General features: G+C 37.0%; 21 protein-coding genes. 2 read left to right on the top strand and 19 right to left on the bottom strand.

The annotated features are described in order from the left end of the window. Positions 1–2 precede the first annotated feature (2 nt). The 8 genes from celB (QRX23_RS03855) to QRX23_RS03820 all read right to left on the bottom strand — a co-directional run bounded on the left by celB (QRX23_RS03855) (position 3) and on the right by QRX23_RS03820 (position 8,258). On the bottom strand, positions 3–1,355 hold the full coding sequence (gene celB / locus QRX23_RS03855) for a PTS cellobiose transporter subunit IIC (protein WP_150221916.1): 1,353 nt from the start codon (positions 1,353–1,355) through the stop codon (positions 3–5). 18 nt (positions 1,356–1,373) lie between these two features. Continuing rightward, positions 1,374–1,865: a hypothetical protein gene (locus QRX23_RS03850; RefSeq protein ID WP_150221917.1), complete on the bottom strand. Its 492-nt coding sequence runs from the start codon at positions 1,863–1,865 to the stop codon at positions 1,374–1,376. A gap of 240 nt (positions 1,866–2,105) precedes the next feature. Next, positions 2,106–3,215 carry a DUF871 domain-containing protein gene (locus QRX23_RS03845; protein WP_150221918.1) on the bottom strand — a complete coding sequence of 370 codons (1,110 nt, stop codon included), beginning with the start codon at positions 3,213–3,215 and terminating at the stop codon, positions 2,106–2,108. An 81-nt stretch (positions 3,216–3,296) separates the two neighbouring features. Then, a complete protein-coding gene (celB, locus tag QRX23_RS03840) occupies positions 3,297–4,577 on the bottom strand; it encodes a PTS cellobiose transporter subunit IIC (protein WP_330155990.1) in 1,281 nt (426 codons plus the stop codon). A gap of 44 nt (positions 4,578–4,621) precedes the next feature. Continuing rightward, a complete protein-coding gene (locus tag QRX23_RS03835) occupies positions 4,622–6,082 on the bottom strand; it encodes a 6-phospho-beta-glucosidase (RefSeq protein ID WP_330155989.1) in 1,461 nt (486 codons plus the stop codon). Position 6,083: 1 nt separating this feature from the next. Continuing rightward, entirely contained in the window at positions 6,084–6,407 is a 324-nt protein-coding gene (locus tag QRX23_RS03830; RefSeq protein WP_150176976.1) for a PTS lactose/cellobiose transporter subunit IIA, read from the bottom strand. 44 nt (positions 6,408–6,451) lie between these two features. Beyond that, entirely contained in the window at positions 6,452–6,772 is a 321-nt protein-coding gene (locus tag QRX23_RS03825; RefSeq protein ID WP_330155988.1) for a PTS sugar transporter subunit IIB, read from the bottom strand. Between the two features lie 28 nt (positions 6,773–6,800). Beyond that, positions 6,801–8,258 carry a 6-phospho-beta-glucosidase gene (locus tag QRX23_RS03820; protein ID WP_330155987.1) on the bottom strand — a complete coding sequence of 486 codons (1,458 nt, stop codon included), beginning with the start codon at positions 8,256–8,258 and terminating at the stop codon, positions 6,801–6,803. Positions 8,259–8,431: 173 nt separating this feature from the next. On the opposite strand from QRX23_RS03820, the gene QRX23_RS03815 reads away from it, so the two are divergent. After that, positions 8,432–9,127: a GntR family transcriptional regulator gene (locus QRX23_RS03815; RefSeq protein WP_166434733.1), complete on the top strand. Its 696-nt coding sequence runs from the start codon at positions 8,432–8,434 to the stop codon at positions 9,125–9,127. 70 nt (positions 9,128–9,197) lie between these two features. Here the strand turns inward: QRX23_RS03815 and QRX23_RS03810 are convergent, their stop codons facing one another. From QRX23_RS03810 to QRX23_RS03760, 11 genes are all read right to left on the bottom strand, one after another. Beyond that, positions 9,198–10,007 carry a Cof-type HAD-IIB family hydrolase gene (locus QRX23_RS03810; RefSeq protein ID WP_330155986.1) on the bottom strand — a complete coding sequence of 270 codons (810 nt, stop codon included), beginning with the start codon at positions 10,005–10,007 and terminating at the stop codon, positions 9,198–9,200. Positions 10,008–10,317: 310 nt separating this feature from the next. Beyond that, on the bottom strand, positions 10,318–11,061 hold the full coding sequence (locus QRX23_RS03805; RefSeq protein ID WP_330155985.1) for an alpha/beta hydrolase: 744 nt from the start codon (positions 11,059–11,061) through the stop codon (positions 10,318–10,320). Positions 11,062–11,076: 15 nt separating this feature from the next. Further along, a complete protein-coding gene (locus QRX23_RS03800) occupies positions 11,077–11,862 on the bottom strand; it encodes an alpha/beta hydrolase (RefSeq protein ID WP_330155984.1) in 786 nt (261 codons plus the stop codon). A gap of 164 nt (positions 11,863–12,026) precedes the next feature. Beyond that, positions 12,027–13,133 (bottom strand): ABC transporter ATP-binding protein, encoded by a 1,107-nt coding sequence (locus QRX23_RS03795; protein ID WP_330155983.1) that lies wholly within the window; start codon positions 13,131–13,133, stop codon positions 12,027–12,029. A 51-nt stretch (positions 13,134–13,184) separates the two neighbouring features. After that, positions 13,185–13,922 (bottom strand): alpha/beta hydrolase, encoded by a 738-nt coding sequence (locus tag QRX23_RS03790; protein WP_330155982.1) that lies wholly within the window; start codon positions 13,920–13,922, stop codon positions 13,185–13,187. A gap of 27 nt (positions 13,923–13,949) precedes the next feature. Next, positions 13,950–14,915: a LacI family DNA-binding transcriptional regulator gene (locus QRX23_RS03785; protein ID WP_330155981.1), complete on the bottom strand. Its 966-nt coding sequence runs from the start codon at positions 14,913–14,915 to the stop codon at positions 13,950–13,952. A 47-nt stretch (positions 14,916–14,962) separates the two neighbouring features. Beyond that, entirely contained in the window at positions 14,963–15,793 is an 831-nt protein-coding gene (locus QRX23_RS03780; RefSeq protein WP_330155980.1) for a carbohydrate ABC transporter permease, read from the bottom strand. 17 nt (positions 15,794–15,810) lie between these two features. Next, positions 15,811–16,701, bottom strand: a complete 891-nt coding sequence (locus QRX23_RS03775; RefSeq protein WP_330155979.1) for a carbohydrate ABC transporter permease — start codon at positions 16,699–16,701, stop codon at positions 15,811–15,813. 32 nt (positions 16,702–16,733) lie between these two features. Continuing rightward, a complete protein-coding gene (locus QRX23_RS03770; protein WP_330155978.1) occupies positions 16,734–17,990 on the bottom strand; it encodes an extracellular solute-binding protein in 1,257 nt (418 codons plus the stop codon). Between the two features lie 104 nt (positions 17,991–18,094). Next, entirely contained in the window at positions 18,095–21,214 is a 3,120-nt protein-coding gene (locus QRX23_RS03765; protein WP_330155977.1) for a GH36-type glycosyl hydrolase domain-containing protein, read from the bottom strand. Positions 21,215–21,226: 12 nt separating this feature from the next. Further along, a complete protein-coding gene (locus tag QRX23_RS03760; RefSeq protein WP_330155976.1) occupies positions 21,227–23,383 on the bottom strand; it encodes a glycoside hydrolase family 3 N-terminal domain-containing protein in 2,157 nt (718 codons plus the stop codon). Positions 23,384–23,945: 562 nt separating this feature from the next. Between QRX23_RS03760 and QRX23_RS03755 the strand changes: the two genes are divergently transcribed. Continuing rightward, the gene (locus tag QRX23_RS03755) at positions 23,946–24,182 is read left to right on the top strand and encodes a hypothetical protein (protein WP_330155975.1); all 237 of its coding nucleotides are present in this window, start codon (positions 23,946–23,948) and stop codon (positions 24,180–24,182) included. The last annotated feature ends 37 nt before the right edge of the window (positions 24,183–24,219 follow it).

Here is a 24,219-nt window from a genome sequence, read left to right as displayed (position 1 = left end):
GTTTATGCTGCCGTAGCCGTTTGTTCATCACGAGCTAATTTACCGTCGTAGAATTTGATAAACGGATACCAAATCAAGAAGGCGACTAACGCACAAACAACACCTAGTACAGCTGCTCGCCAGTCACCACCAGAACCAATGAATCCTGATAGTCCACCTGGTGTTGGCCAGGCAACTTGCGCAATTGGTGGATTAACCATATGCAATTTAATCGCAAAGTAAGCAACCGACATTGATGCCATTGGTGCCAAGAAGAATGGAATCGCCGTGTATGGATTATACACGACTGGCATACCAAACAAAATTGGTTCATTAATATTAAAGAACGCTGGCACGATTGCTGCCTTACCTAATGCACCGAGTTGCGCCGACTTGGCAAAGAAAGCAATAAAGATGACCATGCCCAGAGTAGCTCCTGACCCACCGATTGTCACGAATGAATTATTAAACTCACCAGCAAATGGTAAGTTGGCACCGGTTTGATTGGCAGCCATGTTTGACAAGACAATTGGCGTTAAGAATGACGTCACGATAGTCGCACCATGAATACCAACGATCCATAAGGCGTGCATAATAAAGTAGATCACAAGTAATCCAACCCAAGTATTTGTTAGATTTGTGACGAATCCAAAAGGTACTGCAATAACTTTGAAAATATCAGTATTCAAGAATACCAAGGCACCGTTGATTACAATGACCGTTAAGGCAATCAAGGCAGTTGGAATCAAAGCCATAAATGAATTGATTACTCCAGCTGGTACGGTTTCAGGCATCTTGATCGTCCAATTTTTCTTCACACAATAAGTATAAATTTTAACGGCTAGGATACCCATAATAATAGCAGTAAAGATGCCAGTCGTTCCTAAACGAGTGACACCACCACCCATTTCCCAACCATCAATAATTTTTTGATCTTTAGTGACAATGTTGACCAACCCCATCGCACCATTTTTAAATAGTAATTCAGGTACGCACATGAAAAATGCCATCATTGATAATAACGCACCGCTCAATGGGTTAACATTGACTTTCTCCTCTTGTGCTTGAATTCTGGTATATTCGTAACCAAAAACCAAACAGAAGTAAAGAGCCAAAATACCCATGGTTGCTGTATTCGCAATCATATATAAACTTGTAATTTTATCGAAAGAAGCTGCCCAAATGCCTGCTAACGATGGGAAACTTTGTGGAATAACACTTACGATCAAGAACATCGATCCCACAATCGTGAATGGTATGGATGCCATACCAGCAGCCATTACGCCTCGTACAATGCGAAACTGCGCTAACTTACCCATGGGTCCCATGAGATGCTTACTTAAGAACTGGAATAGCTTGTTATCAGTATTGTCCATAATTTGCTCTCTTTTCTATTATTGTAAACTGGCTTTAAACTCATTTAAACGTTGTAAATAACGGTCTTGATCATGACTAATCAACCATGCTTGTCGTTGCACAAAAATACAAAAAATAACGCCAATTCCCAAAGCGATGAAAATTGCTTGCTGACTTTGGCCATTAATAAATGGATAGAAAGGCTGACTCGCTTTCATCAAAGTTGCGCTAATTAAAACGATATTACATGCTAATTGTGCCCAATAACCAACCCTGGTAATCACTAATGAATGATCAGGCTGCCAATATTTGCGGGTTTGCTCAATACTAATTGCTATATCAATTAAGAATAATATTGCTGGTAATAACCAATACCAACCCGGTGCCCCCAATAGTAAAATCGTCCAATATAAATTGGCAAAGAAAAAAACGGCTGTAACGTATCGAAATAACAAGAATCGATTAAAGGCCATACTTTTGATACTTAATGCCTGCTTTTGTTTTTGCCGTTGCTGTTGTTCTTCTGACATACATATGCCCCCCTGTAAAATATCGTCATCAACGTGCCCTCATGTCACATGATGAACTGACGCTTATCCTATGAGGATTAAAATGAACTAACCATTTGTGTCATAAAGTTCCTCCTTACTTTTTACTCATTCGAATGACTTCATTATAGCATTGAACTATATAAAAAGAAAGCGCTTTCTTTTTATATCAACAAAAAAGCAAACCAGGTATCTTACCAATGGTTTGCTTTTTGATACTGGCTAATAAATGTCACTGTCAGTATTTTCAATTAATTTAAATTTTGTCCACGGTTGAATAAAGTCTAACAAAAACAACTCATCTGCACTGATGTGACCGACCCGATTTTTCCGTTGATCTTGATGCGGGGCCAATACAATTTGTAATTCATTTTTATAGACACCAAAGTCATCATTACCAATCACAATATCGCCACGTTGAAACGCTTGTTCATTATCATGAGGTAAATTATCGACCGTTTGATAGTCGACTCGTGGCATGGTCGAACGAACAACTGTTTCATTGATATCCCCGCGTCTGAAATGTTGCGGTACGGTCACAATTGTTTTTTCAATATCATTGATTTGCCCCTCAAAATCAACCCTTAACACCAACTGATAACGGTTTACTTGACTCAAAACTGCTAGTTCGGCTTCGCTCGCATAAGCATTACCAATAATCACATCATCAATCAAACCGGTGCTAAATAAATGTTTTGCCTGCACATCAATTGGCAAATAACGATCCATTTCTAGCGTTGGCAGACCATCATTTACATCCCAAGGGCCAATTTTACCGATTTGGCTAGAAACAAAGGCAGCCGTATGGATACCTAGCTTTTTAAAGCGCTGACTGCAAGCAATAAAATAGTCATAAGGTAGGCCAGTTCCCTTTTGTGGATAAAAATTATGACAACCATAGATATATGGCTCATTTGCTTGGTAACTCAGAATATTATTCAAATAATCCACATCATTGCTGGCATTCAATTCAATAATTAAGTTATATGGATTGTACGATAGCATCGCCTCAGTCGCACCATCAAAAGACTGATCCAATCTGATTCCTGCAACACCTAATTCCTTAAAGAATGATAAATCAGCATATGAAATTCCTAATTGATCAAAAATCCGTGGTGCTACATCAATAATCGTCTCATAACCTAAATCATTAGCATAAGCCACAATTTGTTGATATTTTTGCTTAGTTTCTGCGATCGAACCGGTCACCTCTAGCATACTCATAAAAATACGTGTGAAACCATACTTTTTACCAAGCGCTAAATACTGCTTATCTTTTTCAAAATCACTATGATCTGGATAAATTGATAAGCCAAGTTGTCGTTTTGTCATCGTTATCCCCCTCAATAAAAAATGCAGGTCAAAAATTATCTTAGACTCTTTTTGACCCACATATTCTTGTTTCAATACTTATTAAGCAACTTCATCTTTTTCTTCTGCCAAATGGCTACGGTCCATGCTCTTGAAGAAGGCATAGTAGATCAAACCATCTATCACAATGTTAACCAATTGCAGAACTGCTCCAGACAAGTGACCAGTTGCCAAGTAACCTGAAATAATTGGTGGTGTCGTCCAAGGAACCATCACACCCATCGTCTTAGCAACGATACCCGTACTCATTGCCGTGTAAGTTGTAATAACATTGGCCATTGGTGCCAAAATAAATGGCAATAGCAACTTGTAATTCATAACAACTGGCATACCGAAGATGATCGGCTCATTAACATTAAATAATGCCGGACCAACAACTAGCTTTCCAAGGGTCTTAAATTCCTTACTCTTTGAGAGGAAGGCAAGCATAAATGCCAAACCAATGGTTGCACCAGATCCACCCATGTGAACAAAGTTATCATAGAATTGTTGCGTCACAATGTTAGGCAATGCCTTACCTGCTTGCATAGCGTTGGCGTTTTGTGTCATGGCACCAAGCCAGATCGGCATCATGACACCACTAACCGTATTCGCACCATGAATTCCAAAGAACCATAATAGACAGATAAACAACTCAACAATAATTGCACCTGGCAATGAATTGTTCAAATGGCTCAAAGGCTCTTGCAATACGAAGTTAATAATATTTGGAATACTCTTCATTTGTGAAGCTTCGACTGCCATACGAATGATCCACATAAGGATCAAAGCCAAAGCACCAGGGAATAGTGAGGCAAATGAATTGCTGACTGCTGGTGGTACTGTAGATGGCATCTTAATTGTCAAATTCTTATGAACCAACCAGACATACAAATCAGTAATAAACAAACCAACTAAAATAGCAATAAATAATCCTGAAGAATCTAATTGTTGTAGTGGCACCCACATTGCACCAGCTTTATCAACTCTTAGCGGAATAGTTAAAATAAATGCCCCAATGGCAACCACCATTGCTGAAAAGGCATCTACTTTATAACTCTTGGCCAGGTTATATGATATACCTGCGACCGCTACTAATCCCATGATATGGAACGAGGCGTTCGTTGGATATTGCACAACCGTGGCCCAGTTTGACCCAAACGTGTGGGCCATAAAATCTTGATAACCTTGAATTGGGAACTGTGCAACAATCATGAAGACAGAACCAATAATAATCATTGGTACGGCAGCCGTCATACCATCACGCAAAGCAACTAAATGTCGTGATCCCGACAATCTTTGAAAAAATGGAATTATTTTCTCATTTAATACATTACTTGCCATAATTCTTTCCTCTTATTTTAAATATATTTACTTTATATACCTAATTAATCTAACGATTCTAATGTGGCACCATTAGTTGCAATCACTCGTTGATACCACTTAAATGAGTCTTTGTAATACCGGTCACCCGAACCTTGACCCATATCATCTAAATCAACATAAATAAACCCGTAACGTTTCAACATCTCACCCGTCGATGCAGAAACTAAATCAATACCTGACCAAGGTAAGTAACCAATCAATGGCACCCCATCTAAGACAGCTGCTTGTTCCATTGCTTGGATATGCCCTTGGAAATACGTAATCCGATAATCGTCATGAATTTGATGATCCTCAGTTAATTTATCATAAGCACCAAAACCATTTTCAACAATAAACAGCGGCTTGTGCCAGCGATCCCACATCCAATTGATTGCCCAGCGCATACCAACCGGATCAATCTGCCAGCCCCAATCAGACTTCTTTAAGAATGGATTGTCACCATGATTGCCCTCTTCATTGTATTCAAGCCACTCATCGCCAGTATCAGAAACTGTCCATGACATGTAGTAAGAAAATGCAACGTAATCCACTGTATTCTCTGCCAAGATTTTTTCATCTGCAGCAGTAATATCAATATTGAAGCCCTTATGGTGCCAGAAATTCTTTAGCCAATTTGGATAGACACCGTTGGCATGTACATCACCCCAATAATATCGTGTTTGCATGGCACGTTGCGCTTCGAGGATGTCCTCTGGTTTTGATGAAGCTGGATACACCGGATTCATAGCAATCATGCAGCCAACCTGAATGTCAGTACCCAACTCTTGAGCAATCTCATGTGCATGCTTTGTCACCAAAGCTGAAGCCACTAGTTCATAATGGGATGCCTGATACATAAGTTCTTGTGCATCACCAGGTCGATAATCCTTTAACCCTGAATTTTGTAGTAAGTGATGGGGATTCATCCACTCAGTTTGATTATTGATTTCATTGAATGTCATCCAATATTTCACACGGTCACCATAACGGCGAATTACTGTGTCAGCAAACTTTACAAATAAATCAATCACTTCACGGTTGCGGAAACCACCATAGGCATTGACTAAATGCAATGGCATTTCAAAGTGGCTTAATGTAATTACTGGCTCAATCCCATTTTTGTGCATTTCATCGATCATGCGATCATAAAATGCTAAGCCCGCTTCATTGGGTTCTGCCTCGTCACCATTTGGAAAAATACGAGTCCAGGCAATTGATGTGCGGAAAGCTTTTAGTCCCAGTTCTTTCATTCTTTTGAAGTCTTCTGGAAAAGTATGATAAAAATCAATCCCGCGATGATTTGGATAATTACCATCTGGTAAAACCGTATCGGTCACTTCACGACGGACACCGCTTTTTCCTGCTAACATCACATCGGCAATTGAAACACCCTTGCCGTCAACATTCCAGGCACCTTCTAATTGGTGAGCCGCGACAGCAGATCCCCATAAAAAGTCGTCTGGCATTTGATAACCTTTGACCATATTATTTCTCCAATTCTGCAACTCGTTTCATCAATGCAATCAACTCAATCGCCATGTCACGGAAAGTTAATGCATTCATCAGATGGTCCTGCCCATGAACCATGTACAAATCTATTTCAGTATGCTCACCTTGCGCTTCCTTGGTTAACATATCTGTCTGTACATCATGTGCTTCCTTTAGCTCCTGATTTGCTAATGCCATCGCTTCATCAGCTTCATCAAATTTGCCTTCCTTGGCTAATTGAATTGCTTGATAGGCCTGCCCCTTAGCATTGCCACCGTGCATGATTAGTCCCATTACGACAGTCATTCGTTCATCGTTCATTTTTACATCCTCTTCTGAATTATCAGTTTAAGACAGCAATTTGATTAGTTCATCAAAGATTCAGCTGCTGCCAAAACTTTATCACCCTTCATCATGCCGTAATCCATCATGTTAATGACATCCATTGGAATACCGGCAGCATCCGTCTTTGACTTAACTTCCTTTTGCATATAACTCACTTGTGGGCCAAGTAGCAAAACATCTGGTTTCACATCGGCTGCTAATTCATTGTCAATATCCGCTGTTGACTTGGCAAAAATTTCATAATCCTTACCATTGGCTTTTGCAGCTTCTTGCATCTTCGTTACTAGTAGTGATGTTGACATCCCTGCCGCACATGCTAACATAATCTTCTTATCTGCCATTTTTCAATCCTCATTCTTCTTTTTCTAATTATAGATTGACACCATGTGATGCAATCACTTCTTTATACCAATTAAATGAATCTTTGCGGAGACGTTCCCCTGATCCTTCACCCATGTCATCTAAATCAACGTAGATATAACCATAACGTTTACTCATTTCACCGGTTCCGGCTGAAACAATATCGATAGGTCCCCAAGATAGATACCCAATTACTGGAATCCCATCATTGACCACTGCTTTTTCAACTTCAGCAACATGCGCTTTCAAATAGTCAATGCGGTATTGATCATGAACTTGGCCATCAACCACTTCGTCGTAAGCACCAAAACCATTTTCAACAATCATGATTGGCAAACCAGGATATTGATCATTCAGTTCATTCAGTGTGTAGCGTAATCCTTGTGGGTCAATGCCCCATCCCCAATCAGAAACCGGAATTTCTGGATTAGGAACAATCTCATAACCTTTGACATCCTCAAGATTAGTATCACGATCACCCTTAGCTTTGATAACCGTTGAATTGTAGTAAGATACTGCCAAATAGTCGACAGTTCCTTCACGTAAAGCATCCCGATCTTCAGCTGTAATGTCTGGACGGTAACCCGTTCTTTCAGCAAATGCTTCAAATTCTGCTGGGTACTCGCCACGAATATGCACATCTGAGAACCAGTCATGTAATTGACGGGCTTTTTGCATTGCCAGCATATCAGCTGGTTTTGGTGAAGCTGGATATAACGGTGCAACATTCAACATGCCACCAATCATAAAATTAGGATTAATTTCATGACCAACCTTGACCGCTTTGGCACTAGCCACTAATTCAAAATGAGCTGCTTGCACCATGGCGGCTAGCTTTTCCTCTGGCGTCGTATCTTGTGCAAATTGCAAACCGGAATTTGTCCAAATCATGAATTCACTCATGACATCGTCAGTTAAGTTTGCTTGGTTGGAAATTTCATTATGCGTCATCCAATAAGTGACCTTATCCTGGTAACGGATAAAGACAGTTGTCGCATATTTTACAAATAAATCAATCAATTTGCGATTCGACCAGCCACCATAGGCTTTAACTAAGTGATACGGCATTTCAAAGTGATTCAATGTCACAACTGGTTCGATACCTAACTTGTGCATTTCATCAAACAAATCATCATAAAATTTTAGGCCTGCTTCATTTGGCTCTGCGTCATCCCCATTTGGGAAAATTCGTGTCCAAGCAATTGATGTACGAAAGGCTTTGAAGCCCATCTCAGCCATCAATGCTAGATCTTCCTTGTATGTCTCATAGAAATAAATACCATGATGATTTGGATAGTTTAATCCCTCAATGACACCATCGGTTATTTTCCGAGGTTTGTTATTGGCGCCAGCAGTTAAAATGTCAGCAATCGATACCCCCTTACCGTCCTTATTCCACGCTCCTTCAGCTTGGTGAGCAGCAATCGCTCCTCCCCATAGAAAGTCGTCGTTTAATTTTAATCCCATGTTCGCCTCCCCAAATTCGTTCATGAACACGATCATCCAACATCTGCAATTTATTTTAGTTAAAAATCTTTGACTAACTTAAATTGTATATGTACACTATAACAGTACATATACAGTAATGCAAGCGTTTTCATCATACACATTCGAATGTGTTTACTGAAAGGAGTAGCAAAGTGCTTAAATATCAACAGATTGCCAAGGAACTTTTTTTATTTATTCAAAGTAGCCAATTAAAACAAGGTGAACAATTACCCAGTCTATCGGAGCTAGTAAAAATTTATCATGCTAGCAAGATTACCATTCAAAAAGCCATTGCCGAACTAGAAAAAGAAGGCTTTATCTACCAAGTACAAGGTAGTGGGACTTTCGTACGGAATATGCCTTCGGATGACTATATTAACTTTAATTTGAATCATGGTTGGACGCGCGATTTCACCAAAAAAGTCACCGAAAATACAGATGTGACTGTAAAAAAAATTGCTGCCCCGCTACATGTCGCACACAAGTTAAATTGTCCAGTTGATAATCCTGTTTTTAAAGTTCAACGCGTGAAATCCCGAAATAATGAAATATTCTGTTTTGAAACCTCATTCTACAATTCACAGTATATTCCCTACTTGGATGAATCCATTTCACAACAATCTTTATTTAATTACATTAATCAGGCGTACAATATCACCGTTGGTTTTACAGATAAATTTTTTGAAGTTCGCGAATTAACGGCGATTGAAGCCCAGAAACTCGGTTTACCAGAAAAAAGTTTTGGCCTATCTGTCTATGAAACCTTTTATTCAACTAGTGGTGAGATTTTTGATTACTCTGAAAATGTCTATCATCCTGATCATGCAAAGTTTTATTTAACCAATTAATCAAAAAATTCCTGTAGGTCAATATGACGGTGTATACCGTAAGAACCACAGGAATTTTTTCTTTATTTTTTTATAAAAACTTTTCTAGTGCTTTCGCAATACCATCATTGTCATTTGTATCCGTAACAAACGTCGCATAATCTTTTGCTAGCTCTGAGCCATTTCCCATTGCAATCGCATGGCCGGCAAATTTAAACATAGGGATGTCATTTTTTTCATCACCAAATACCATTACTTCTTCAGCATCTATTCCAAGTTCAGCTGCTAAAATTTCTAACGCCGCTCCCTTATTTGCGGATGCATTCATAACTTCTAAGAAATTATCAGCGGCTCGTACAACGTAATATTGACCACCAAATTCTTTCACTACTGCTGGTTCAATCTGATTTAATTCATCAGTCTCACCCACAAAGATGGCTTTAACGATTGAGAAATCATTGCCTAATTCATCAGGTGTACGAATCAATAATCCCGCACCGTTCTCCCACGCCTGAATGACGGTAATACGACTAACATTAGTATTGCTAGTATAAATTTCACCATCTTCGTCAAGCACATTGTACTGCAACTGATGTTGCTTAGCATATTCATCTATGTGACGGTATTCAGCATTTGGAATGCCTAATTTATTGATAACTTTCCCAGTAACGGACTCAATCACACTGCCATTATAAGTAATGACATACTGGTCATCACTATTAATACCAAGTTCATTCAAAAATGGTCGCACCCCTGGCAAGGGTCGTCCCGAGCAAAGCACCACTTTGATACCATTCTCAAGTGCCTTTTTTAAAGCAATTTTTGTACTAATGAGAATCTTCCCCTCTGAATTTAACAGTGTATCATCAATATCTAGCGCAATTAATTTGATCATCGTCATATCTCCCCTAAGTTATTGTTAACGCTTTCATATTAATTGGTCTACACCAACAAGTCAACAAAAAAGAAGTTAAACCGTAATCAAATTTGCTTGAAAATTAGTGCTATCCCAATCCCTAACATTGCTACACCAAACACAATGCCACTCCAGAGAGCTGCTGGTAGAAAATGAGACGTACTTTTTGTACCATGTCGCTTGCTATTTAGGAAACCCCCTCTAACACTATAAAATTCCCAAAAGCTAATTAAAATTAGTATCACACCAGTTATTTGTTCCGCCAAAATATCCACCCCATTCTTTTTGTAATTATTTAGTCAAGCGCATTTTCATTGATTAACTTAATAATCTGCTGAATAGCTTTGTCCCATACGATCCATTCATGACCACCACTGACCGCAACGAACTCATGACGTAACCCCTGTTGTTCAATTCGTTCGTTAAGGGCCAGATTCATTTCATAAAATGGATCATCAGTCCCACATAGTTGCCAAATATATGGTGTCTGCGCTCCCTGTTGTGTTATCAAGTAATTAATGTCATTAATAGAATTTTTCACTTGATCTGGTGAACCAAATAGTCCTTTGAACCAAGCATCACGTTTTGGACTCTCATGCCATTTTTGTACAATATCAGTCATCGCAGACATTGGGAAAATTGCTCGAAATCCATTTGGATGTGTCAATCCAGTTTTTAATGCTCCAAAGCCGCCCATCGAAGTTCCCGCAATAAATGTTTGTGATCGTTGATCTGACAAACGAAACCATGCACGACAACGTTGTAACAGTTCCTGACTAATATATTCAAAATACTGACTCTCACCATCCCGACTCGTGTAATAACTCCGGTCTACTCGTGGCATAATAATCGTGATATCTGTTTGACTGGCATAATCGGTCAGCCGTGTTTGATTTAGCCAAGCATTTTCATCTTCACCTAAACCATGTAACAACAATAGTGTTTTCCCTGATCCTGTTGGGTACTCTGGCAAAATAATATTGACACTTGTATTCATTTTCAATGCTTTAGAGTAAAATGACAATCGACTTACCGCCATAAAAATCTCCCCTCATTAAGATAAGCGTTCCTCTCGCACGTAGTTAATTGGTAACCATTCCAATACTCGTTCAATTTGTTTATCCCAATAATACCACTCATGACGACCAGGGGCTGTTTCATAGGTGATGTCGTATGATAACTGCTTTAATTTAGACACAGCTGTATCATTTAATTGTTTAAACTCGTCCTGCTCCCCTATCCAATCATACAATTTCGGTTTGTTTTCACAACGCTCTGCTAACGTCAAAATGTCATTATCAGAACCAATAAAATGATCCAAATCACCAAAAATGCCTCGCCAATAAGTTAATGATTCCAAATCAAGTAGTGTATCTATCTCACCCACAAGAGCTCCGGAAAGTGAAGCAGCATAACTAAATTTATCGGTTGCAAACGCCATTTTAAATGCACCATAGCCACCCATTGATAACCCAGTGACAAAATTTTTAGATCTTTTAGTTGAAAGTTGTGGAAAAAAACTGGCAACCTTTTCTGGTAATTCTTTTGCAATCGCATCAAAATAATTTAAGCCATACTGCGTATTGGTATACCATGCTAAATCCGTTGATGGCATAATAATTGCAAGTGGCGTTTGTCTTACTAATCGTTCAATATCTGTACGACGTTGCCAAGTCGATTGATCACCAGACATGCCATGTAGTAAGTAAAGTACTGGCACATCTTGTAATGTTTCTGCCGTCCAAGTTGGATTGTGGTCCGACAATTCAGGCAAGATAACGTTCATCGTACGATCCATGCCAAGTACTTGTGAGTAATAATTAACTTCTAAATGTGCCATGGTGAACCTCTTTTCTTAAAAATGATGGTAATAATTTGAAATGAGTTTTGATTTAATTAACAATTATATTATCACGCAAAGAACATAAAAATATCATTTGACCATCAATTTATTCAAAAAAGACGAGTTCTTGATTAAAACCAAAAATTCGTCCACTATTATTTTTAATTAATTGTCAATTCAGTTTCTGGATCAAAGAAGTGTGCCTTGTTCACATCAAAACCAACTTCTACTTCAGTACCAGGCTGAATATGATCTCGAGCATTCACCATTGCAACAAACTCCTGAGTTCCTACCTTACAATACAATTGTGATTCTGCACCTAATAATTCAGAAACATTAATAACCGTTTTCACTTTGGCATTAGGAAAAGCTTCAATAAATGCATTTTCTGTATGGATATTCTCTGGTCTGATACCAAATTTTAGACTCTTTCCTTGATAACCTTTGGCATTAAGTACTTTTAAATGTCCTTCTGGAACTTCCAGTGAAAAGTCATTATGGTCTTCAATAATAACATTATCTTTTAGGGTAACATCAAAGAAATTCATTGCTGGCGCACCAATAAAACCACCAACAAACAAGTTCACAGGATTTTGATATACCTCTTGAGGAGTTCCTACTTGCTGTATCTTACCTTCATTCATAATAACGATTCGATCTGCCATCGTCATTGCCTCAGTCTGATCATGTGTCACATAAATAGTTGTGGTATTTAGACGTCGATGTAGTTTAGCAATTTCAGCACGCATAGATACTCTTAATTTGGCATCCAGGTTAGATAATGGCTCATCCATTAAGAAAATAGGAGCATCTCTAACAATAGCACGACCTAATGCGACACGTTGTCGCTGACCTCCTGACAGTGCTGCAGGTTTTCGGTCAAGATATTCATCTAATCCAATAATTTGGGCTGCATCATGAACTCGCTTATCAATCTGATTTTTTGAGTAGTGTCGTAACTTTAAGCCAAAAGCCATGTTATCATAAACACTCATATGTGGATAAAGGGCATAATTTTGGAATACCATCGCAATATCCCGATCTTTAGGTAGTTCATCATTTGCTTTTTTACCATCTATCAGTAAGTTACCTTTGGTAATATTTTCCAACCCAGCAATCATACGAATGGTTGTTGATTTACCACATCCTGATGGTCCTACGAAAACAATAAATTCTTTATCTTTCACATCTAGTGAAAAGTCTGAAACTGAATAGCCATCTGCATTATCATATTTTTTATAAATATGTTCAAGATTTAGTTCAACCATTTGTTCCCCCTCTGTTAATCTGAAAACGATATTTACTTTTGCGCTAACATTTCAATTATTTTTAACAATTATCGTAATAATCTGTTGAATCGCTTTATCCCATACAGACCATTCGTGACCGCCCTCAACTTCAACGAATTCATGCCGTAAACCTTTTTGTTCAATTTGGGCACTAAGAGTAACATTCATATCATAATAAGGATCATCGTAACCGCATAACTGCCAGATAAACGGTGTCTGTTTCTCTTGTTGTCCCACAAGGTAGGCAATATCATTATTGGATTGCATCACTTGGTCAGGTGAACCAAATAATCCTCGATACCATGCATCACGGTTTGGACTTTCATGCCACTTTCGTACAATATCAGTCATAGATGACATAGCAAAGATTGTTTGAAATTGATTAGGATATACTAACCCTGTTTTTAGAGCACCAAAGCCTCCCATAGATATACCAGCAATAAATGTCTTTTCTTTCATACTTGATAAATGAAACCATTGTTGACAGCGTTGCAAAATTTCTTGACTAATATACTCAAAATATTTACTATCTCCATTGCGATTTGCGTAATAACTACGGTCAACACGTGGCATAATAATTGTAAGGTCAGTATTTTCAGCATATTCAGCTAATCTTGTTCTATCTAGCCAAGAATTTTCATCATCACCTAAACCATGCAAAAGTAATAATGTTTTCCCTTCACCACTAGGATGTTCTGGCAAAATAACATTAATACCTGTTTTCATTTCTAGCTCTTCAGAATAAAACGACAACCGATTTATTGCCATAATCTTCTCCTAACTATATTGACTATGCTACTTTTCACCTAATGACTGTCGATGACGAATTCGTGTTGGAATTTCTTGATTTTCAAGTTGAACACTTCCTTCAATCATTTTCAATAAGCTTTCAGCAGCAACATTTCCCCAATGATGTTTTGAATAATCAACTGTACTTAAACCTGGTGTCATATATTGACCGATAATGTCATTATCAAATCCAATGACCTTAACTTTTTTACCAATTAAACTGGTTGGTATTTCATTAATTATTCCGACTGCCATCTCATCGTTTAACGCGAATACACCAATTGTATCTGCTTTTATTTTAAAAATTTCGCTAGCAACTCTTTGTCCACCTGCAATTGTAAAATCGCTTTGAATTACCTTAACAGGCAGATGAATACTTTTTTTACTTTCAGCTAATGCTGCCTGTAATCTTTGACTTGAGTCGTAAGAATTTTTTGGCCCAGTGACAATTACAAGACACGAAATTTGCGCATCCATTAATGCATGAACTGCTTGTTGGGCGCCATGTTGATTGTCCAAAAGTACTTGCGTGACATTCTGATACGATAGTTGTCTATCCATAACCACAATCGGTTTGCCCATTTCAGCATAACGTCTTATAGTCTCATCTGGAAACGTTGTATCCAAAATGATTGCGCCATCAACTAATCCTTGTCCGATAAAATCTCTGGCCTGAGCACCACCTGTCGCAACAATTGTTTCATAATTGTTTTTTGCTAACACTTGATTCACACCTTCAATCATATGACTATAGAAATAACCACCAAAGTCATTGAGATATAAACCAATAATAAAATTTTTTTGTTTTTTTAACATACGACCAGCTAAGTTTGGCGAGTAATTGTATTCTGCTGCAATTTTTTGAATACGAGCCCTTGTTTTTTCAGTTACTTTGCTACTGCCGTTTAATGCATAAGAAACTGTTGAAATTGAGACACCAGCTTTTTTTGCTATATCTTGAATACCTGCCATGTTTAGCCCTCGCTTTATTTTTTAATTCATATTGTATATATTTTACCTTATTTATCCCCCTGAATATTGAATCCTTGCAAAATGTACTTTTGACCAATAATGAAAATGATGATTATCGGAATAACCATAAATGATGATCCTGCCATTTGAATACCATAATCGGTTGTATGTTGCCCTTGCAATAATTGCAAACCAACCGATAAGGTATAGTATTTTTCATCGTTGGCCAATATCAATGGCCACAAGAATGCATTCCAGCCATTGATAAACGTTAAGATCGCCTGAACTGCCAAAACCGGTTTTGAAATCGGCAAAATGATATGCCAGAAAATGTACCATTCACTCGCACCATCTAATCTCGCTGCTTCCAATATACTATCTGAAATATTAGACATAAATTGCCTAAACAAGAAAATGTTAAAGGCTCCAACTAATGCTGGCAAAATAATACCTGTCAATGTATTGGTTAAATGCATTTCATTTAGAATCAAATACACTGGTATCATGGTCACTTGACCAGGAATCATCATGGTTGCTAATACTAAAATAAAAAGGAACCCTTTGCCTTTAAATTTAAACTTTGCAAACCCATAGCCAGCCATTGCATTAAATAACAAACCGACAAAAGAAAAAAATGTTATCACAATTGTATTTCTAAAATATAGAGTAAAACCACTGTGGAATAGTCTTTGATAATTTTCAAATGTCCATGTTTTAGGAAGAAAATTTTGTGTATTTTGTACAATCTCAGCATTCGTCTTAAAGGATGACAAGAACATCCATAGAAATGGCAATATTGTTATAAATCCCCATATAGCTAGGACTGCACCAACAACAACGCGTGAATTACGCTGTGATTTTAGTAAACTGTTACTCATCGCAAATCCTTTCTTAGCTACTTATTTTGCTGTTTATTTTGAATTTTAAATTGAATTAATGTTGCAATAATGATTGCGGCAAACATTATAAACGATGCACTAGCTGCATAACCAAAATTACTTTGTTGGAACCCATTCTGATAAACGAATAAGGCGACAGAGTTAGTACTTCCAAGTGGTCCACCCTTTGTCATCACAAACGGCTCATCAAAGAATTGGAACCATCCAATCAACGTTGTCACTGTGACAAAGAAAATTGAAAATGTAAGGGATGGAATAGTAATGTGGCGTGTTTGTTGCCACCAACTTGCACCATCTAATTCTGCAGCTTCATAAAGATCTTTTGGTACTCCTTGCAAAGCAGCTAAGAAAATCAACATATTTAATCCAATAGCCTTCCAAACTGCCAGAATAATCAAGGCAAACTTAGCCACATGCTGATCAGTCAACCATCCTATTGATCCAATACCAATTGAGTGTAATATATTATTAATCAATCCAGTACTTGGATTATACATAAACGTCCAAACAACGGCTACGGCAACTGTATTGGTGATTGAGGGTGTATAAAAGATTAAACGCATAAGTTTAAAAAATTTATTCTGTCCAAAGTTAATCATAATTGCTGATGTTAAGGACAGAACAATTACCGCAGGTACACCAATGACAACATAAAACAATGTATTACCAACTGATTGTAAAAATAAACTATCCTTGAATAAGTTGATAAAATTATCTAATCCTGTAAATTTAACCGCTCCCCAATTACCTAATCCAGTAATATCCAAATTCGTAAAACTAATAACTAGCGAAATAAGAATTGGAATTATTGAAAACAAGATTAGTAATAATAAAGCAGGAAAAATAAATGTATAAGGTATTAATTTTTTCATTGTATTACTTTTCATGAAATTTCCTCTTTTACCTTTACTGTTATTACCTATTGATTTGTATTAATACTTTTGTTTGCTTGTCTATTAAGCGTATCAAGTGTCTTTTGGGGATTAGCATTTTCAACAGAAATTTTTTCCCAAGCTTTTACATAATTTTGACCAATTTCATCCCATTGCTTAATAAGTGGCATTGGTTTAGAAGATTTAAGTTGTTTTTTAATCGTCTGAACCTTTTCACCTTGCAACGAATGATCTGTCCAAGCGTCTTTACGTGCTGGTAAAGAATCACTATTTTTATAGTATTTAATTTGGTTTTCACGTTTTGACAAATATTTCAGTAACTTTAAGGACTTTGCCCGATGCTTAGTGTACTTAAAAATAGCTAAATCACCACCACCTGTAACGGACATATTATTAACACGTCCTTTAGGCAATTCAGCAACTCCCCATTGATTATCTTTTAGTCCTGCATCATCTTGAATACTCTTAACCATCCAAGGCCCAGAAATGAACATTGGTAAAGGTGCATTACCACCAAAAGATTCACCAATTGATAACTTTAAATCGTTTTTTGGAGCCACACCATTTTGTACATATTTTTGTAGGTACGTCATTGCGTCAACCATAGGTCGCTGATTAAACTCAGTTTCACGTTTATCGTTTAGTAGTGTTGATCCATTTTGTCTAGCCAACATAAAACCATATGTTGGTTCAGCAGGATCGATATTAAAGCCATAGGTATCTTTACCACGACGTTCTGATAATTTCTTAGCTACCGTGTAGAGTTCATTCCATGTTTTAGGTGGCTCATTATATCCAATCTTTTGTAATAAATCTTTACGATAAAAAAGAACTCGTGTTTCGGTATACCATGGCACACCATAATACCTGCCACTTATTTTTGTTGTTTGAACGTTTCCTTTAAAAAAATTATTTGGTTGAAGATTTGTATCCTTTTTCACTTCATTTGTAATATCTAGTAACGAATTTGAGCTAACATAATTTGGTACAGAAGTTGTTCCCATATCAATCAAGTCTGGTCCTGATTTTGAAGCTGCTGCTGTCAATAACTTATCATTATATTGCGACCATGGAATACTTTGTATTTTTACTTTAATTCCAGTTTCTTTTGTAAAATCATTGATAATTGGTTTAATTGCGTCATTTCCATCCCCGCCATACCAGAATGTGACTGCATTTGTTGTTGAACTAGTATCTTTTTCTGCTGCTTCATTCAATGCAATGAAACCTCCACCAGCAACGATAACAATCAAGGTGCCAATGGTCCACTTTTTAATGTTCATGTTACTTTCCCCCATAAACTCACGTTAAATCATCGTATTATTTACTATATTTCATTCAAACGTCTCCTTTCCAAGTAAGCGCTTACATTTAACGCCAAAATTTTTTAGTCCCAAGTTATATTAATTTCTTTATCAAAAGCTGCTGATATTTCGTGCTTACTTCCCAAATTTAAATCTTTAATACCCATAATGTCTTGTAATATAGCTGCGATATAAATACCTGGTCCACTACTATATAATCGCCATCCCCCTTTAACCTGTTTACTAGCTAATTGATCATAATTTTTTTGAGCAGCATAACGTGTTTTAAAGTCCGCATCTGAACTAGAAAAATAAACATTAGCCTGACGAATATTGGCATTTGATACTCGATTCGATAAATTGATTGGATTTACTAAATCCAGTAAGCGCCAAGCCTCCTGTTTATCACCATTAACTGCCACTGCTTGGGCATACCGAATATGGGCATGTACATATAACAAACCAATTTCACGGCCAAAATTTGCGGACTGTTCTGCACGTTTGAAAACTTTGCTTACCCCACCATGATATTTAGCAGGTACATTCATTAATCGAACACCATCCGCGTAGAGTAAGTGATCTTTGATGGTTTGCATAGCCCTGTCTGCATCGTTACCAGTTAAAATTTTACTTAACACACCCTGGGAAAGTGGTAATAGCCGATAATCTATATCGGTTTGCCTGTCTCCTGGATATATAATTTGTTGTACTTCACCAGTATCTGTAAATTTAATAAAACCAGGTAGTACATCTGATTGCATGAAGTACTTTTGAAAATCGGTATACATTTGATTCACAAGTGATTTACAACGTTGATACAATCGACTATCTTTTTGTAATACTTTGGTTAGTTTACGAAATACTTCTATCGTTAATTCTTCCGTCCAGGTACTAGCCATTTGTTTCTTTTGTGAACTATCAGCCGGTTGCAATGTATCGTCCCAGTCACCATCGCCATATGCCGAAACTGAGGTGCCAGACAAAAAATTATTTTCTATATAATCAATTTGTCGATTGATATGTTCAAGCAGCGTCTCTGTTGAATTGGTTGCTTGCCTATTTTTTTCTGACATATAAGGTATATTAAGTGTTAATATGTCTAAATCACCTGTTGCCAATAAATAGTCAGCTATCACTTTTAGTGGCCAAACAATGACATCGCCATGTGATTCATCAGCATAGGTTTCACTATACTCATCAAACATAAACCATTGTGGCCAATTACCCGTTTCAATAAATTGATGCGTGTATGTTGTGAAAATAATCTCACGTACTTTATCGAAATGACCGGTCGATAGGAATAATTCTGCTGGTCCTTGGCTTACATCTCTAGTCCCCCAAGCAGCCCCGCCATATTGTTCTAAACCATGTGGCGAAAGGAAATGAACTAACGCATCATGAGCAAACCATGGCAAAATTAAATTAGTCCGAGTTACTAAATCTTTCTTAGCAGCTTTTTGTGTATCAAAATGGATATTTCGAATCAATGACATTAAATTATTTGTATGTTGTTGTCGTACTTTATTAATATTAACTGTCTCTAGTTCATCGCTGATTAAACCCGTTCTAATACTTAACTTTGAAACATCTTTATAATGGCCAATAACCTGATTAGTTGGAAATTCTAGCGGTTGGTTAAATATAATATTCTCATCACCTAAGACTAGTTCCGTACCATTATGTTTTGAGAATTCAATTTGATATCCCAAATCAGGAACTTTTTTTGCCATCTTTTGATGACTATTTGGCAAGATTTTAACAACTTTATCCAAAAATGTTACTTGATAATCAGGACCTAGCGTTTGGCTTTCAATTTGTGTTGATACCAACAATTCATATTTTTTACCAGTCAAGGATTCAAAGCTTAAATTTAACTGTGCTTTTCTAACGCTAGAATCATCAGAAATCTTGATGATATCGTCTTTCAATTTGTAATACCAGTCCGCACCGTCATAGTGCATCACAAATGCTGATGGCATTGCTAAAATGTGATAAACACCATTTTCCTTTAAATAAATTCGAGTGCCTGGCAAATGGAAAATATTAAAAGCATCTCGCGTCGATGTTGATAACTGATTCATGTCAGTATTACCGTACACACTATGCGATTCAAATACCCCAGTTATATATTGAGTCGTTGCAAAAACTGGCTGACCAGCATTTACTGTTGAATTACTCAACACAATATTCCCTGATAATCGTTCCTGAATACGTTCTTTTGTGGGCAAAACAACATGCGATCCATCTGGATTAAAAAATGACAAGACTTGATTTTGAAATTTTTCCACTTGAATAGTATCCGGAAATAATTTTTTCAGTTCATCACCTAAGAATTCATATTTATTTTCTGATCTACCAAAAGATACAATAGTTTGTACAACAGATAATTGTTTGGTTTTTCCCTTGACTTCAGCTTTCAAGTACTGTTTTTTTAACAACCCATCATCAATCATTACTGTTGTATTATTTTTTGGTTGTGTCGTATGAAAGCTAGCATAAAACACAACTTGAGTTGATTGATTTTTTACTGCAATTTCAGGTGTTCTTAATGCTGTATAACTCCCCTCATATTGCAGATTTTCATTATTTAGGTCTACATGTTGTAACCCTTCAGGAACCTGTGATTCTTTGTAGTTAGTGCCAAAAAACTGTAAACTATCTGTTGAAAAACTTTGTAGTGTCTGGAAACTTCCTTCTTGCAAATAAGGATAATTATTTGTCTGACTTTGATTTTGCCTAGACGCAATCGTAATGCTCTCAGGAGTTCTCTGTACAAAATGATCAATATATTGGCTAGCATAGGCTTCATTTGATTTAACAAAACTTTCTTCACCAAGTCCTAAGTCCTGGGTATATGTGATATCAACAACTGATATCTGATTACTTACCGATTGCAATCCTACTGTCCAAAACCATGTATTATCAGCGATTAACAATCGTAAATCATACAAAATCCCCTTATAATTTCCAGTCCAATTAACGGTATTTGTCGTGTATGAAACATGGCTCTGGCTGGCTGGTCCTATAAGAGGATGTATGTCATACCCATCTTCCTTTTTAATGCGTAAAAATATGTTACCAAAACTACCATCTATATTGTTTCCTTCAATTTGATTGACCATAATGGTATCATTCATAATTTTCCCAATCACACCATTATCCAATAAAAACATTGTAGTTTTTCCATCAGTTATTACTGGCATTCTATCCCCCTCTCATTCAATTGTTAAATTATGACTGACTAAGTCTGTCGAATTAAGTCCAACCATGATTTCATATTCACCTAAGTCAATACTGGTTGACAGATCTTGATGCACGCTTGCAAGCTCATTCACAGGAATTGACATCATAATTTTCCGAGAATTCTTTGCCGGCACCTCTATTTTTTTAAACCACTTCAAAGCTTTCGTCGGATGAACTGTTTCACCAATCTTTTGATGAATATATCCTTGCAATACCGTTTGCCCAGATCGATTTGATTTATTTTGTAAAATAACACTTACTTTAATTTGTTCTGACATGGACAAAACATTTTCTTGGATTACGGATTCACTAATCGAAATATCTGCATAACCCAAACCATCGCCAAAATTGTATAGTGGATCATTTGACCCATCAATATATTTTGTCACATACTTTGTTTCATTATTTTGCAACCCAAATTCAATTGGTCGTCCAGTTGTATAAGAATTATAATAAATAGGAATCTGTCCGTTATTCCGTGGAAATGTCATTGGTAAACGTCCTGTCGGTTCTGACTTACCAGTTAGAATATTAGTCAGTGCCGTTGCCCCCTTTGTCCCTGGGAAAAAACTAATTAACATAGCATCTACCAATTCATTAACTTGTGTCAAAATTAATGGCCGTCCAGTAACGACAATTGCAACGATAGGTTTATTAAACTGTCTTAACTTTTTTAAATACTCAATTTGTCCAATTGGTAAAGTTGGTTCCATCATACTTGTGGCTTCACCACTTTCCGAACTAGGTTGTCCTAGTGCAACAATAATCACGTCTGCATCACTAACCTGTTGACTGATTTTATCCCAATCCTTAATATGACGGTCGTGATAATTAATTCCTTCTGAAAAAGAAATGTTTTTAAATGACTTTTTCATCTTAAATAACAAGCTTTTTGTCTGTAAAACATCCCCCTTCCAGGACCAACTACCAAGTAAATCACCTGTATCTGCTACTGGACCCGTTAAGAATACTCGCTGATCAAATGATAGTGGTAATATTGACGAATTATTTTTTACCATGACAATAGATTCTTCTGCCACTTCTAGTGCATTCTTTTCATGTGCTAACTTGATGTCTTTATCATTTTCTTTTTCAGGATTCAATCCTTTGTATGGGTTCTGAAATAACCCTAACTCTTTTTTTAATTGCAATACTCTACTAGCCGACTCATCAATTAACTTCAAAACATTTTTTGATAATTCATCAACATGTTCTAAAAGTGTTATATAAGCAAATGACATCATATCAATATCAACACCTGCATTAAGTGCTAAATTAGTTGCAGCTTGTAGGTCTGTTGCTGTTCCGTGATTAATCAGCTCATTAATCGCATCCCAATCACTAATCAATACACCATTGAATTCTAATTCTTGACGTAATATATCTTTCATCAAATATTTATTACCAGTGGCGGGTACACCAAACATAGTATTGAAAGAAGTCATTACCAACTTTGCTTGTGCTTCAATTGCTGATTGATAAGCACCTAAATAGTTTTCTCGAAATTGCCATTCTGACATATCAACTGTATTGTATTCGCGCCCTGCCTCTGCTGCACCATAACCTGCAAAGTGTTTCACCGTTGCTGCTATATGTGAATCATCGATAGGTAAGTTCCCTTGAAATCCTTTAACAGCCTCCCGCGCCATCACTTCATTTAGATAAGGATCTTCACCGGTTGATTCCATGACTCTTCCCCAACGTGGATCACGGACTAAATCAACCATTGGCGCAAATGTCACGTGCAATCCTGCAGCCGCGGATTCAGATGCTGCTACTTGTGACGCTATTTTCATCATTTTTGGGTTAAAAGTTGCTGCAATTCCTAGTGGTATCGGAAAAATTGTTTTATATCCATGAATGACATCAGCCATAAACAATAATGGAATCTTTAGAGAACTGTGTGCTAGATAATCTTGCTGAATTTTCTTTACTTCGGAAGATCCAGAAGTTCCTAGAACTGACCCAATCATATACTTCACTTCGTCCTTTAATCTTCCGTTCTCACTAAGTGGTCCTGTTATCGTACTTTCACTACCTTTAAAAAAATCACCAGTTACCTGAATCAACTGACCAATCTTCTCTTCGACAGTCATTTTGTTTAACAATTTTTTGACAATATCTGTCATTTTGTTCCCCCTTAACAATTAATCGAAACGTTTCACCAATATAGTAACTTATTAAATTAAAAAAATCAACCCAATTGTCCTATTCTCAGGACAATTGGGTTATCAGAGGTTAAAATTTCGGTTCTATACTTTCTAGCGTGAAAGGAAAAATCCTCTCAGAATATCGTCATAACCGCAATATGAGCTGATATATGTCCAAAAAAATATCCACATGTCCTTTTACAAGCACCTTCTAACAGACGTATTTAAGAAATTAATCATCTCATTAAACAAATTGGTCGTACGACTTCTGGCTATGATAATTCATTGAATCATTTTTTCAGGATACGTCTACAACTATTCAATCGCAACCATATAAACACCAATTTTATAGGTTCTACAATACTTAGTGAGGCTGGGACAAAACTCAGCCAATTTAAAGCGCCAGAACGAAGGCAAAAATATTCGTTCTGGTGCTTTTTCATTGTAAAATATGCTTATCGAAGTGCCTGACGTTGGCTCATACCCCAGCGCTAAGGATTATCCCTGAAACGAGCAAACAAAAATGTATAAACGGTATAACATGAAACAACTAATTTTGGATATTCCCACTGCTTATGAGCCGGCAGAAAATCACCCCGCCTATCAAATTAATGAGCCAGTTGAGCATATAAATTTTGAAGATTTATATCGTACTGGTCATCATCCATACCATCCGGCGTTACTACTAAAATTAATTTTATTTGCTTATACTCGTGGTTTTGTTCTGGGCGACAAATCGAACGATTTGCAGGTGAAAACAAGGTTACTATATGGTTAACTCAAGGAGCAGTTCCTTCATATCGAACTATTAATCG

This window comes from Weissella paramesenteroides, from assembly GCF_036327715.1.
Lineage (GTDB): Bacteria > Bacillota > Bacilli > Lactobacillales > Lactobacillaceae > Weissella > Weissella paramesenteroides.
Note: the sequence above shows the minus strand (reverse complement) of the source record. Positions and strands in the feature narration are given on the sequence as shown.

Bases quoted from the DNA above. Each gene is read 5' to 3' on its own strand.
- celB (WP_150221916.1), bottom strand. From the start codon at position 1,355: ATGGACAATACTGATAACAAGCTATTCCAGTTCTTAAGTAAGCATCTC.
- QRX23_RS03850 (WP_150221917.1), bottom strand. From the start codon at position 1,865: ATGTCAGAAGAACAACAGCAACGGCAAAAACAAAAGCAGGCATTAAGT.
- QRX23_RS03845 (WP_150221918.1), bottom strand. From the start codon at position 3,215: ATGACAAAACGACAACTTGGCTTATCAATTTATCCAGATCATAGTGAT.
- celB (WP_330155990.1), bottom strand. From the start codon at position 4,577: ATGGCAAGTAATGTATTAAATGAGAAAATAATTCCATTTTTTCAAAGA.
- QRX23_RS03835 (WP_330155989.1), bottom strand. From the start codon at position 6,082: ATGGTCAAAGGTTATCAAATGCCAGACGACTTTTTATGGGGATCTGCT.
- QRX23_RS03830 (WP_150176976.1), bottom strand. From the start codon at position 6,407: ATGAACGATGAACGAATGACTGTCGTAATGGGACTAATCATGCACGGT.
- QRX23_RS03825 (WP_330155988.1), bottom strand. From the start codon at position 6,772: ATGGCAGATAAGAAGATTATGTTAGCATGTGCGGCAGGGATGTCAACA.
- QRX23_RS03820 (WP_330155987.1), bottom strand. From the start codon at position 8,258: ATGGGATTAAAATTAAACGACGACTTTCTATGGGGAGGAGCGATTGCT.
- QRX23_RS03810 (WP_330155986.1), bottom strand. From the start codon at position 10,007: ATGACGATGATCAAATTAATTGCGCTAGATATTGATGATACACTGTTA.
- QRX23_RS03805 (WP_330155985.1), bottom strand. From the start codon at position 11,061: ATGGCGGTAAGTCGATTGTCATTTTACTCTAAAGCATTGAAAATGAAT.
- QRX23_RS03800 (WP_330155984.1), bottom strand. From the start codon at position 11,862: ATGGCACATTTAGAAGTTAATTATTACTCACAAGTACTTGGCATGGAT.
- QRX23_RS03795 (WP_330155983.1), bottom strand. From the start codon at position 13,133: ATGGTTGAACTAAATCTTGAACATATTTATAAAAAATATGATAATGCA.
- QRX23_RS03790 (WP_330155982.1), bottom strand. From the start codon at position 13,922: ATGGCAATAAATCGGTTGTCGTTTTATTCTGAAGAGCTAGAAATGAAA.
- QRX23_RS03785 (WP_330155981.1), bottom strand. From the start codon at position 14,915: ATGGCAGGTATTCAAGATATAGCAAAAAAAGCTGGTGTCTCAATTTCA.
- QRX23_RS03780 (WP_330155980.1), bottom strand. From the start codon at position 15,793: ATGAGTAACAGTTTACTAAAATCACAGCGTAATTCACGCGTTGTTGTT.
- QRX23_RS03775 (WP_330155979.1), bottom strand. From the start codon at position 16,701: ATGAAAAGTAATACAATGAAAAAATTAATACCTTATACATTTATTTTT.
- QRX23_RS03770 (WP_330155978.1), bottom strand. From the start codon at position 17,990: ATGAACATTAAAAAGTGGACCATTGGCACCTTGATTGTTATCGTTGCT.
- QRX23_RS03765 (WP_330155977.1), bottom strand. From the start codon at position 21,214: ATGCCAGTAATAACTGATGGAAAAACTACAATGTTTTTATTGGATAAT.
- QRX23_RS03760 (WP_330155976.1), bottom strand. From the start codon at position 23,383: ATGACAGATATTGTCAAAAAATTGTTAAACAAAATGACTGTCGAAGAG.
- QRX23_RS03755 (WP_330155975.1), top strand. From the start codon at position 23,946: ATGAAACAACTAATTTTGGATATTCCCACTGCTTATGAGCCGGCAGAA.